Below are 12,835 nucleotides of genomic sequence, written 5' to 3' on the forward strand. Positions count from 1 at the left end.
GTTTTGTATAAAGGGGGGCGGCGGGGAGAAGAGATTCGGGCTGCTAGCAATAAATGAGGTTCTCGGGCTGGCACTAGCTAAGAATCAACAAACAGTTCTTGCCTCAATTCAAGATTGGAATGGTAACTGTAATAGCGGCACAAGCTATGAAGCTCTGACCGTTTCAGTATTAAGTTTATTCATTTTCCAGTAATCCTAGAAATCCGCCCGACTGGTGATTCCATAATTGTGCGTAGAGCTTATTGCTGGCGATGAGTTTGGCATGACTGCCTTGTTCTACGATATGCCCTTTGTCAAATACGATGAGCCGGTCCATCGCTGCGATGGTGGATAGGCGATGCGCGATAGCGATTACCGTTTTGCCTTCCATCAGTTGATACAGGCTTTGCTGGATGCTGGCTTCCACTTCAGAATCCAGTGCCGATGTCGCTTCATCCAATACCAGAATGGGTGCATTCTTTAATAGCACACGAGCAATGGCAATGCGTTGCCGTTGCCCGCCGGAAAGCGTGACGCCACGTTCGCCCACATGGGCGTCATAGCCGGTCCGGCCTTTGATATCCCGCAATGTCAGGATAAATTCATGCGCTTGGGCCTGCTTGGCTACTGCGATCATTTGTGCATCGTCGGCATCGGGTTTGCCGAATAGAATATTGTCACGCACCGAGCGATGTAATAACGAAGTATCCTGTGTCACCATGGCGATGCTGGCACGCAGGCTATCCTGAGTTACTGTATGAATAGCTTGTCCGTCGATGGTGATAGTGCCTTGTTGCAAATCATAAAAACGCAGTAACAGGTTTACGAATGTCGATTTGCCTGCACCTGATCGGCCGACAATGCCGACTTTTTCGCCGGGTGCGATGTGGAGATTAAGATCATCAAAGATACGGTGTGAATCGTTCTGATCGGGGTGATAGGAAAAACAGACATGATTAAAATCAATCGCGCCCTGATGAACTTGCAATTCCTTTGCATCCGGTACATCGATGACATGCTGGGGTTTGGACAGTGTATTGATACCGTCTTGTACCGTGCCGATATTTTCAAACAGTGCGTTGACTTCCCACATGACCCAATGTGACATGCCAGTCAGCCGGATAGCTAAGCTCATGACAATCGCAATTGCCCCTGGGCCGATGGCACCTTGCAGCCATAAATGAATGCCCAGTCCCCCCGTTACGAATACCAGTAGCATATTGATAATCCAAACACACGCATTGAGTTGCGTCGATAGGCGCATTTGCGGGTATACCGTGGCCATGAATTCTTCCATGCCCGCTTTGGCATAAGCGGATTCTCGCTGGCTCTGAGAAAATAGCTTGAGGGTCAGGATATTGGAATAACTGTCGACAATACGCCCGGTCATGAGAGAGCGTGCGTCGGCTTGTAGCGTGGAGATGCGTTTTAATTGCGGGACAATATGCGACAGAATGCCGATGTATAGGAATAACCAAGCCAGTAATGGCAAGCATAAGCGTGGATCTGCATGGAACACCAGCAGTAACGTTGTCGTGAGGTAAACGGTTACGAAAAGAATGACATCAAGCAGTTTCATGACCGCTTCCCGCACTGATAGTGCAGTTTGCATGACTTTGGTGGCAATCCGGCCACTGAATTCGTGCTGAAAGAATGCGTAACTTTGATTGAGCAAGTACCGGTGTGACAGCCACCGGACACGCATGGGGAAATTCCCCATGAGTGTCTGGTGAATCACTAAGGAATGCAGTAGCACCAGAAGCGGAATCACTATCAAAACAAATACGGACATGGCCAGTAAAGTCGGCCATTCGTCTTCCAGAAAATGTGTTGTTTCTTTTTCCGCCAACCAATCGACCATTTGCCCGAGCACACCATACAACATGGCTTCACTGATCGCCAGGCAGGTGGTTAATAGCGCCAGCAAAATCAGATAAAACTCAATGCCGCGGATATAGTGGCGGCAGAATTGATATAACCCCTTGGGTGGCTCAACCGGATGTTCCGGGGGGTAAGGGTTTATCAGGCGTTCGAAGTAGTCGAACATATGAATTTAGCTACTACTGAGTTGTTCGAATATTCTGAATCCCGCCACATAAGTACCAATGGCTGAACCCAGTGTTGAAAGTATAAAAATTAGTAAGATGCGTGTTACCTGGTTATTCCACCAACCTTTCAAAGTGGTTGTGTCTGTTCTGAGGCGATTAAAATCACTGACCTTAGGTTTGCGTAAATAAGCTTCAACGGCAGCGACAACCATGCCAGCGCCAATGGTTGGATTTAAAGATGTCAACGGAGCTGCCAGAAAAGCGGTCAGAATAGAAAGCGGATGAGCAAAAGCAATCGCTGCACCCAATGCGGAAAGCCCGCCATTAATAACTATCCAGTCAACGACCATGGCGGTGCCCATTTCCGGGCTGCGCGTAAAACCGATTGCAAAGCCTGCCAGAATCAGCGCAACAATTATCCAGGGAATAAATTTTAGCCATTGAGAGGGTGCCGGAATGGTATCGAGTTGTGCAATTCTTTCCTCCGGATTGGTAATGCCCTGAGTTTCGAGTTGTTGTACCATGCCATTCAGGTGCCCGGCGCCAATCACTGCCAGGATATGCTGGTAGTTATTTTCGTTAGATTCTTTGATGAGACGTGCTGACATGTATTCGTCGCGCTCACTGATCAGTGGCCGGAATAAGTCTTTTTCATTCTCAGCAAACTGTGCAAAAGAACTTTCAAGTACATCGCCTTCTTTGAGTTTTTCAATTTCGGCTGCACTGAATTTTTCTTTGCTGATTACACTTTCTATCAGGCCGGCAAATAGAGTGAGACGCTTCCACCAGGGAACATTGCGGTAAATCCGTTTCATGGTCGTGCCAATTTCGCGGTCTATCAGTAAAACCGGTAATTTGGCGGCTTGCGCATCTTTAATCGCCACACGCATTTCGGCACCCGGTTCAATATTGAACTGTTCCGCCATGCGCTGCTGAAAAGCGCCTAACGCAAGGCTGGCAGCGACCATGCTGGCTTGACCGTTTTTGATTACTTGGAATAAATCCATTTGAGCCATGGCATCGGGGTTAACGATGACTTTGTGACGGCTCGGACATAACTCAACAGCCACAGCATCATACTTTCCTGTGGCAATCAGTTCCTGAACTTTATCAGCACTGGCTTTTGAAACATGGGCAGTTCCCAGCAATGTGATGCTACAGTTGTTTACTTGGACAATTTTGAGCGGTTCAGTTTGTGTGTCGTACTCACTGACTGATTCAATAGCTTGTTCTTCTAATTTAACCATGGGTTGTTATTTTTAAGAGTCGTAGGAGTTAGCGGGTAAATGTAATCCAAGTATTGCATAACAAAGATTACCATGGTGATAATTCAAACAAAATTCAGCTTCTTTCGGCTACCAAAGAAAAATAGTGTTTAAGCGTACCAGCCGGCCTGGATGCAATGATTGGTGGAACACCAAGATTTTCTTGAAAACTTCTTTCTCGTGGCTAGGAGTGATTTTTCAAAGAATTTTTTGTTCTAACTTTTTCAACACCACCTGAGATTATGCCGCTTCTTTTCGTGAGCTGGCCGCTTTATTTTGCGAAACTGCAAGCAAGCGTCAAATATAGGATGTGCATGGCATGCTAAGGCTCCTATTGGAAATGTGAGTGACGGAAATGACTTTTTGGAAGGGCAATTTTAGTACATGCGTACTAACAAAAGAGGATGAATGCTCTATATATTTAATGGCTTATTTCCATATAATTGAGCACATTATAACTGTAGGTTAGGTCTGAAGATAAATAGTATCCAGATTATCACAGATATAAAAGCAGTAGCTTGAGATTTTATGTCGGTCCAGTAAAGCAGTTGAGTGATAGAGAAACAGATTTTTTGTAATTTTCAATTTTAGTAAAGGAGTAGTCATGATGAAATTTGAATTGAAAAGGAATTGCCTGGCAAAGGTGGTGGCGTTAGCGCTATGTGGTACGTTTGTTACGACAGCGCACGCTGCACCTACCGTGATTACCGATGGGGCAGGTACCTCTGCTACGATCGCGGATGCCGGTTATTTCTCCAACGCAACCGCCCTCGGTCTCAGTTTTATGGGAAGGGAATTTGTTAATCACGGTATATTGGCATCCAATTGGTCGCTCAACGCCAATGGCGCGTCTGTCGCTGTGGCAGATGAGGCGACAGGATCCAATCCGTTTAGTGCTACAGTTCTCGGATCAGGTAGTAATGTAGTTATCCTTGGAAGCTTCAAAAGCGGTTGGTCTTTTCTTGAAACAGTAAGCATTCCCACGAGTGGCCATGTCGCTGTTCAGGTTCAGTTAACGAACCACACCGGACGTGCAGCCAATAACGTTCAATGGGGTGTTGGCCTAGATCCGGACCAAGGTATTCCAGCTGGTTTCGGGTTTGGCACGACTAACGTCATCAATGCGACGGGACTTGGTGCCTCCGTCACGGCTACAAGTCTGGATGGATGGTCGGTAACGCTGCATAATACTACTAGCGCATCGGCTTTTGCGATTAATCCTTATATCGATCCAACTACCTGCTGCAGCCCGGTTGATCCTGCGCTTATGTTAGCTGCTGCACAAGCGCCGGGCAGCTACGGTTTTTCCGACTCGTCAATTAACCTGGCTTATGATCTCGGTACCATTGCTAACCACCATTCGGTTACTTTTGGCTACGAATACATTATGGCTGTTCCAGAACCAGAAACCTATGTCATGTTGCTGGCTGGTCTTGGTTTGATTGGTTTTTCAGCGCGTCGTCGCAGGATTATTTAGTTTCGCCAGGATGCTTAAAAGCGTATTCGAGGTAGTCGATGCACGCCAGAAACAGGCGAAGAAGTGCAGTTTATGCTCGATAAGTGGGTATTTTGAGCTTGTTTTTAACACTGTAGCAGAATGCAGATAGTTTGAATGTGAACAGCCTGGTTGGTGCAATTATGGAAGCCCTGATTAAATCCTTCGACAGGACGACCGGTAATATATTGATTACGTTCGTGGTGAGCTTGTCGAACCATGAATATCATCAACTTAATCAGAGCTTTCTTAGGTAATTATAGGACAAATGTACTAAGAAAAAAGGAAGTATGTTCTATAGTATTAGAAAACTTTAGATCTATAATAGACATTGCTGTAACTATATAATTACATCTATCTGAAGATAGGGAGCTATTCAGGTACTCGTAAATACATAAAGAAGTAGTTTGGCCCTTATGTTAGTTACTAATGAGATTGTATAATTGGCAACTAACTCATACTGTGTAGTAGATTGAAATCTTAAATTAAAGGAGTATTTATTATGAAATTCGAATTGAAAAAAAATTGCTTGGCACAAGTCGTAGCATTAGCATTATGTGGCGCGTTTGTTTCTTCAGCAAATGCTGCAGCTGTAATTACTGATGGAGCGGGCACCTCAGCTACAATCGCTGATGCCGGTTATTTTTCAAATACAACAGCCCTTGGTTTGAGCTATATGGGAAGGGAATTTGTTAACCACGGTACATGGGCATCAAATTACTCGTTCAATGCCAATGGTTCGTCTGTTGCGATAGCGGATGAGTCGGTGGGTGCTCCATTTGGAACAGATGCATCGAATCCATTTAATTCTTCAATCATGTTTTCGGGTGGCAATTTAGTGCTTACTGCTAGTTTTGGTGGTGGCTGGAGCTTTATTGAAACGGTAAGTATTCCAACAGCAGGACATGTGGCCGTTCAGGTTCAACTGACGAATAACACCGGATCTACTGCGACTAATGCTCAATGGGGTGTTGGTGTTGACCCTGATCAAGGTATTCCAGCTGGTCTTGGGTTTGGCACAACTAACGTAATCAATGCGACAGGAAATACAGGTTCTGTAACGGCCACAAGTTTGGATGGATGGTCGTTAACGCTGGCTAATACAACAAGTGCATCGGCATTTGCGATCAATCCTTATGTTGATCCAACTACCTGCTGCAGCCCAGTTGATCCTGCGCTGATGCTAGCTGCTGCACAAGCACCAGGTAACTATGGTTTCGGTGATTATTCAATCAATCTGGCCTATGATCTGGGTACCATCGCTGACCGCCAGTCAGTTACTTTTGGTTACGAATACATCATGGCTGTTCCAGAACCAGAAACCTATGCCATGTTGCTGGCTGGTCTTGGTTTAGTCGGTTTCTCAGCACGCCGTCGTAAAGTAGCTTAATCAGTACTTAATGCGATAACCACAGAGAAGAATTTCTTCTCTGTGGTTTTTTTATTTACTGAATTTGGTATGTGGAAGTATTCCTATCAGCAAATGTAAAAGGTGCATTGAATAACTGGTAACTCAGCATTATTCCTATCCTTAGATCCCTAGAATATTTTCCATGGCGGCGATACAGAAATAAGATCCATCCGGCTGTGAATTGCCTTTTAACTGGTCGCCCTGTTTATTCGCAGGGTCTGCAAACAAGTCGATTTTGCGCTCTTTGCATAGCAACAGGAATGTGCTGTCTGATTATCTTTATTGCATCAGTATTACCTCTAACCGTGCCGTGATCCGTTTTTTAGTCAATTTCATGATGTGGGACTGAAAGTACGAATATCGGTGTACAATTCACCAGAATAGGTGTGTGGAAACATTGCTTGTCAGTGAAAAAACCCAAGAAGGAAGTTGGTGCTATGAAAAGATTAATTGCTACTGTTTTTTTTGCCGCTGCAATTTTATTATCGGGTTGCGCAGTGTCACCAGAAAATAATCATGTGCCTTACATTTCTCCAGCGCAATTTCAAACTTATAATTGCAATGAGTTATTGGCTGAGATTGAACGAATTCAAACCAGAGTCAGTCAATTAACAGGCAAACCGGATGACAAAAATACGACTAAAGACAAATGGGTGCTCGGCGCGGATTTATCGCTTTCATGGGCGGCATTATTTGCATTGGGGGGAACCAAAGAACAAGAAGCTGAGTATGAGCAACTAAAAAGTGAGTATGATGCGATACAGCAATGGGCAATTATCAAGCAATGCCCGGGTGTAATTCCACCAGCCGAGAAGCCTCCTGAGTTTGATCCAAACCTGGTGGAAACATTCAAGCGAGATACAGTGGCAGGGCAGCGGCAATGAAACAATGCGCAATAGAGTAATCAAGAATGATTGTTTACTTATAAGTGGCGATGCCGGGCAAGATAGCGAGGTGTCCAACTGTGCGGAATTTTGTGTACAAAATGGTAGCGTGCAACATGGTAACTGGGGTCAAAACCGTAGAAATTAAGTTGCATGTGACGGAGTTCTTCGTCTCGATAACTTTGTAAGGATTTTTGCTGTTCGTCTAATTGACGTTGCTGTACTTTTCGCTGCAGTAGTGCGAAAAAATCAGGGTTGATTGCGATTGTTTCAGCGGTGTGTGTTATCTTTTTCTTGAAATCTATCGGGTTCAAAGCAAAACAATCATCCATTAATCCAATATTGCGCGCCTCCAGAGCACCGATTGGCAAACGATTCTGTGTCAATGACTTTACATGGGATTCATTGACCCGCCGAGGTAGTAGATAAGTCCAGTATTCTGAGCCGTATAGGTTGCCCATGCTTTTATAATGCGGATTCAGGATAATGCTGTCGCGAGCGAAAATATAATCGGTAGCCAGTGATAAAAATACACCGCCCGCTCCGGCATTGCCTTGTAGTGCAGCGATCGTCAGTTGCCGGTCCGTGGTGATAATGGCCTGTACCAAATCATTCATGGCGTTAATATTGTGCCAGGATTCATCGGCGGGACTGATAGCCCGCTCAATGTGGTTCAGGTGTATACCGTTACACCAGAATTCAGGGCCGCCCATCAGCACGATAACTCGAATATTCCGTTCAGTCGCTTTCAGGTAAGCTCCCCGCAAACGCTCACATTGTTTGGTATCCATGGCGCCGTTATAAAAGGCAAAGTGTAGATAGCCAACATCATTTCTCTGCTCAAACCAGATGTCACGGTAAGTATTGCTGGACTCTTCAGAGAAAGGATCAAATGGTATTTCCGGCACATCGGTAAGGTGATTTTTCAATGCCATTGTGGCAGCTAACTTAAATGTTGATTCGGCATTATTCTTTTGTTTTAGATGGCCAATCCAGATTGCACCATCCACTGTCGCCCGGCAAATGGCATTATTGCGCTTTGCTATTACTGTTCCGGGTTTGCCAGTTAAACATTCTTCCCTGCAAGCATCAAATAGAAAATAAGATTCTCCATGTAACGTATCCAATACACCCGGAAATCCATCGGCGGCATGAATTTTTCTCAAGATGGTATTTGTTTTATCTTGCTGCCAATTGATACTGCGGTCGAGTTGCTGGATTGGGGCATGTAACCGGCCCAGGACTCCGGGACGTGAATAATCTAGCGGGGTCGGCATGAATGTTCCAGACTGGAAACGTTCGATAGCAGTAAGTACTGCGTTGGTCGCTGCTTCAACAACTTCATGGCGATATAAACTGCTTTTCCTAGTGAAACGCATCGGGAAAATTTCCGATGCCCAGATATCGCCGGCATCCATTTCAGCGTTCGCCTGTAATACCGTTACTCCCCATTCCTGCCGGTCATGCATGATTGCCCAATCTAGCGCAGAGGGGCCACGATCACCGATAATTCCAGGGTGGACAATAAAACAAGTATGCTTGCGCCAGATAGTTTCCGGAATGACGCGTTTCAGAAATGGAGCAATAATCAGATCAGGCTGAAACAGTTCGACAGCCTGGTGTGTGACGGCGTCGTTGATATCAAATTCGATCGATATGTCGTGTCCACATCGCATCAATTCTACAAACAGGCGCTGCGCCAGGCTGTTGAAACTGTGTGTTAGAAACAGGATTTTCAATAGATTTAACAGATCCGCGGAAGTTGTTCGCCGCTTAACCAGTCGACAACGCGTTTCCCGCCAAAACGGGTTTGCATCTGTACAAAACAATGGGTGTCTTCGATAATTTCACCAATAATAGCGGCATTCTCGCCTAGTGGATGGGCGCGCATCACATTCAGTAAGTTCGTTGAATCTTCCGCCGTACAGATCGCGATGAGTTTGCCTTCATTAGCAATGTACAGTGGATCTAGACCTAAAAACTCACAGGCCGCATACACTTGTTCACGAATGGGTAGCTTGTTCTCATATAACATCATGCCTACTGATGATTGCAAAGCGATTTCATTAAGTGCGGTGGCAACCCCGCCACGTGTGGGATCACGTAGTACATGAATATCCGGAACAGCAGTGATCATATGTGCCACCAGATCATGTAATGCTGCGGTGTCGGATGTAATGCTGGTATGAAAAGATAAGTTTTCACGCAATGCCATAATTGCGATACCGTGATCTCCCAGTGTGCCGGATACGAGTATTTTGTCACCGGGTCGCGCATTCTCGCTGGAAATATTGATTCCTTCCGGTACCATGCCAATCCCGGTGGTGGTGATAAATACGCCATCGCCACTGCCTTTCTCAACCACTTTGGTATCGCCGGTTACAATCGGAACTTGCGCAGCGTGTGCGGCATTTGCCATGGAATCAACGATACGCTTGAGATCAGAAAGCGGGAAACCTTCTTCCAGAATAAAACTGGCTGCCAGATAGGATGGTTTGGCTCCAGACATGGCAATGTCATTAATGGTGCCGTGGACCGAAAGGCTGCCAATATCTCCGCCGGGAAAGAATAATGGTGTAATAACATGACTGTCGGTGGACATCACCATGCGCCCGTTAAAGCTCTGGAAACAGGCTTGATCATTCATTTTGCGCAAATATTCATTATCGAATGCTGTCAAAAACAATTGATGAATCAGCTGTGCCATAGCACGTCCGCCACTGCCATGCACCATCTCAATACAGCCATTTTTCAGATCAACAGCACGCATGTATCCAGGTTTGATAATACCTCTGCGAGACATTAGTTTTCCTTTGACGTAGCATGATTCGTATCCCGGAAACGACCATAACTATAATGCGCGGCGCAAGCGCCTTCCGAAGATACCATGCAAGACCCGATTGGATTTTCTGGTGTGCAAACTGTGCCAAATATCTTGCAATCCTGTGGACGTTTCACGCCGCGCAAGATGGCGCCACATTCGCAAGCCTTGTTATCAGCAATAGAAAGTGCAGGAATTTGGAAACGTTGTTCGGCGTCAAAGCTGGCATAGCAGGATTTGATTTTCAGTGCACTGTAGGGCACTAGACCTAAACCTCGCCATTCAAAGACGCGGCGTAATTCAAAGATTTCAGCCACGAGCCGTTGTGCCTTGAGGTTGCCTTTTGGTAACACTGCGCGCGTAAATTCATTTTCAACCTCTGCGCGACCAGTATTAATCTGGCGAAGTAGCATCAATATTGCCTGCATGACATCGAGTGGCTCAAAACCAGCGATTACTACAGGTTTTTGGAATTCTTCAGCAAAATATTCGTAGGGTTGGCTACCGATTACCACAGAAACATGTGCTGGGCCAATAAAACCGTCTAATGGGACTATTCCGAGTTGGCGGACTTCAGCGGACTGAAGAATATGGGAAATCGCTGAAGGGGTTAACACGTGATTGCAAAACACAGTGAAATTATTCAAACCAAGCGCTTGTGCTTGCTTGATTGCAACAGCGGTGGGTGGTGTGGTGGTTTCGAAACCGATGGCAAAAAACACTACTTGATGTTGCGGATTTTTCTGTGCAATTTTTATTGCATCTGCACTGGAATACACCATGCGTACATCTGCCCCCTGTGCTTTTGCTTTCAACAAACTCATACCGCTTGCGGTGGGTATGCGTAACATATCGCCATAGCTGCAGAGTATCAATCCGGGTGTTTGTACCAGTCGGATAGCATTTTCCACGCGGCCGATTGGTAAAACACATACCGGGCAACCAGGGCCATGGATCATATGTACATTGTCAGGAAGCAGATCAATAATGCCGAAACGTGAAATGGCATGGGTATGGCCACCGCAAAATTCCATAAAATGGTAATCGCGCTGCGGATTTACTTCAGATGCGATTCTGGCAGCGATTTTCTGCGCCAGAGTACCGGTTCGAAATTCATCAATATATTTCATGACAGATTATTTAATCACTATCATTAGATGTTTTCTTGATTGAGAGCAGATATTTCTGCAAACATGGCTAGCGTGTGTTCTGCTTCGGTCTGATTCAGTTTTTGTAGCGCAAAACCAACGTGTACGATGACATAATCCCCAGGAACAACATCCTCAACCAATGCCAGCGAAATTTCCTTACGTATGCCGCTAAGATTGACTATTGCATAATTTTCATTAATCAATTGTTCGACACAAGCTGGAATAGCAAGGCACATAAGCATTTTATGTAAGTTTCTGAATGCTTAAATTATGACATAATTAACTATCTCAATTATTAATAGTCTAGAAAGTGATCAAACAAAATTCTTTTATTCTTTATTTAGTGATCTTGCTGATTGGATTGTTGAGCTTGTCGGTAATACCAAATTCTGTTCGGGCAGATAATGGAATATGGATTGATGTAGACACATCTACACATACTTTGTCGGTGATGCAGGGTAATGCCATTCAAACGGTGTTTAAGAATGTAGCTATTGGACGCTATGGCACAACTTGGTCCAAGATGACAAAAGACGACAAAACCCCGTTGGGAAGATTCAGGGTGGGTTGGATCAATGAGAAAAGCCGCTATTATCGTTTTTTTGGTCTGAACTATCCAAATCTTGATACGGCAAAACGTGCGTTGGATGAAAATAGAATCACTGAAGAAACCTGGCTTTCGATATTGGAAGCAAAAAGTATGGGAAAGACGCCGCCTCAGAATACACCGTTAGGAGGTCACATAGGCATACATGGAATTGGGAGGGGGGATCAGGAGATTCATCATGAATACAACTGGACCAATGGTTGTATTGCACTAACGAACGAACAGATTGACCAGCTGGGTAAATGGATCAAGCCCGGTATATTGGTGAATATTCGCTAGCCGCTGATGATTCGCAGCTGTATCGAGATATGAGTTGTTTGTTGTTAATTACTTGAATTGAGTTTGTGGAATAAATATGTTGTTTTATTAGTCACTTAACAGACGGGTGGTGGTTTTTATTGCTGGGTCCCCCGTAAATTTGTCATGCAATCCATTTATTTTGCAGAAAAAATCAGATAAGATCCCTGTGCGTTACTGATATTCAGGTATCAGTGGCTAGTAAAGTGGTGGATGATTGTGCGTTTTGAATAGATAAACTACTGAGGAGATATCGGAATGAGAGAGAAAATCCAGCATCCAGTTCGTATGTTAACGCTGGCAGTGATAGCAGGTGCTTTTATTGGACTAACAGGCTGTGCAACCACAGGTCAACTAGAAGAACATCAAAATAAAGTTAGTGCAGATATAGCTGCAGCTAAAGCCGATGCCGCCGCCGCTAAGGCAGCAGCAGATGCTGCTAACGCCAAAGCAAATGATGCAGTACGTATTGCAGAGGAAGCAAACAGACGTTCAATGGATACAGAATCAAAGATTGATCGTATGTTCAAGAAAGCTATGCATAAGTAATGACGATGTAGTGATGTAGTATGGTATTCATAAAAAAACCCCTCAACTGAGGGGTTTTTTTATGAATACCACTTCTCTCTAAAGAGCTAGGGAAACGCTGAATAACTCATCGCGCAGTAGAGATCAAGCCGAGTGATCATGTAATATTGCGATAATTTGCCCAATTTTGACCTGAATCGCATCATTTTTTGCATTATTACCCTCATTTCTTGTTTTCAAGGCGCAACTAGGCTGCCTGTTCTGCATAGCCACCGGCGAGCCAACAGCAAATTGGCAAGCCCGAACAGCGAGAACATCTGAGCGGTATTTTTGACCAATCCCTTGTAGC

Annotated in this window: 12 protein-coding genes and 1 pseudogene; 6 read left to right on the plus strand and 7 right to left on the minus strand. The window is 44.9% G+C overall.

Going from position 1 to position 12,835, the window contains the following annotated elements; all coding sequences use genetic code 11:
* Positions 1-193 (plus strand): hypothetical protein (locus QZ942_RS11530; protein WP_292995707.1); only part of this gene is annotated, 193 nt, incomplete at its 5' end.
* Here QZ942_RS11530 and QZ942_RS11535 read toward each other — a convergent pair.
* Positions 176-2,026 carry an ABC transporter ATP-binding protein gene (locus tag QZ942_RS11535; RefSeq protein ID WP_292995709.1) on the minus strand — a complete coding sequence of 617 codons (1,851 nt, stop codon included), beginning with the start codon at positions 2,024-2,026 and terminating at the stop codon, positions 176-178. The two genes, QZ942_RS11530 and QZ942_RS11535, sit on opposite strands and share 18 nt — an antisense overlap.
* 6 nt (positions 2,027-2,032) lie before the next feature.
* On the minus strand, positions 2,033-3,274 hold the full coding sequence (locus QZ942_RS11540; protein ID WP_292995711.1) for a TraB/GumN family protein: 1,242 nt from the start codon (positions 3,272-3,274) through the stop codon (positions 2,033-2,035).
* Positions 3,275-3,896: 622 nt separating this feature from the next.
* On the opposite strand from QZ942_RS11540, the gene QZ942_RS11545 reads away from it, so the two are divergent.
* The 3 genes from QZ942_RS11545 to QZ942_RS11555 all read left to right on the plus strand — a co-directional run bounded on the left by QZ942_RS11545 (position 3,897) and on the right by QZ942_RS11555 (position 7,082).
* Positions 3,897-4,769, plus strand: a complete 873-nt coding sequence (locus QZ942_RS11545) for a PEP-CTERM sorting domain-containing protein (protein ID WP_292995713.1) — start codon at positions 3,897-3,899, stop codon at positions 4,767-4,769.
* A gap of 520 nt (positions 4,770-5,289) precedes the next feature.
* Complete coding sequence (locus QZ942_RS11550) at positions 5,290-6,177, plus strand: PEP-CTERM sorting domain-containing protein (protein ID WP_292995715.1); 888 nt, start codon at positions 5,290-5,292, stop codon at positions 6,175-6,177.
* A 458-nt stretch (positions 6,178-6,635) separates the two neighbouring features.
* Positions 6,636-7,082, plus strand: coding sequence for a hypothetical protein (locus QZ942_RS11555; RefSeq protein ID WP_292995717.1), 447 nt, complete (start codon positions 6,636-6,638; stop codon positions 7,080-7,082).
* 38 nt (positions 7,083-7,120) lie between these two features.
* On the opposite strand, the gene QZ942_RS11560 is transcribed toward QZ942_RS11555, so the two are convergent.
* The 4 genes from QZ942_RS11560 to QZ942_RS11575 are packed head-to-tail and all read right to left on the minus strand — an operon-like array spanning position 7,121 to position 11,290.
* Complete coding sequence (locus QZ942_RS11560; protein ID WP_292995719.1) at positions 7,121-8,821, minus strand: hydrogenase maturation protein; 1,701 nt, start codon at positions 8,819-8,821, stop codon at positions 7,121-7,123.
* A gap of 5 nt (positions 8,822-8,826) precedes the next feature.
* Positions 8,827-9,885 (minus strand): hydrogenase expression/formation protein HypE, encoded by a 1,059-nt coding sequence (gene hypE / locus QZ942_RS11565; protein ID WP_292995721.1) that lies wholly within the window; start codon positions 9,883-9,885, stop codon positions 8,827-8,829.
* A complete protein-coding gene (gene hypD, locus QZ942_RS11570; RefSeq protein WP_292995723.1) occupies positions 9,885-11,033 on the minus strand; it encodes a hydrogenase formation protein HypD in 1,149 nt (382 codons plus the stop codon). Before hypD ends, hypE begins: the two co-directional genes overlap by 1 nt.
* 23 nt (positions 11,034-11,056) lie before the next feature.
* A complete protein-coding gene (locus QZ942_RS11575) occupies positions 11,057-11,290 on the minus strand; it encodes a HypC/HybG/HupF family hydrogenase formation chaperone (protein ID WP_292995725.1) in 234 nt (77 codons plus the stop codon).
* A 74-nt stretch (positions 11,291-11,364) separates the two neighbouring features.
* On the opposite strand from QZ942_RS11575, the gene QZ942_RS11580 reads away from it, so the two are divergent.
* Positions 11,365-11,940: a L,D-transpeptidase gene (locus QZ942_RS11580; protein WP_292995727.1), complete on the plus strand. Its 576-nt coding sequence runs from the start codon at positions 11,365-11,367 to the stop codon at positions 11,938-11,940.
* 276 nt (positions 11,941-12,216) lie between these two features.
* Positions 12,217-12,507, plus strand: a complete 291-nt coding sequence (locus tag QZ942_RS11585; RefSeq protein ID WP_292995729.1) for an Lpp/OprI family alanine-zipper lipoprotein — start codon at positions 12,217-12,219, stop codon at positions 12,505-12,507.
* A gap of 215 nt (positions 12,508-12,722) precedes the next feature.
* Here the strand turns inward: QZ942_RS11585 and QZ942_RS11590 are convergent.
* A pseudogene (locus tag QZ942_RS11590) lies at positions 12,723-12,835 on the minus strand (IS5/IS1182 family transposase); the annotation flags it as partial.

It is taken from the genome of Nitrosomonas sp. (genome assembly GCF_021731985.1).
Classification (GTDB): Bacteria; Pseudomonadota; Gammaproteobacteria; order Burkholderiales; family Nitrosomonadaceae; genus Nitrosomonas.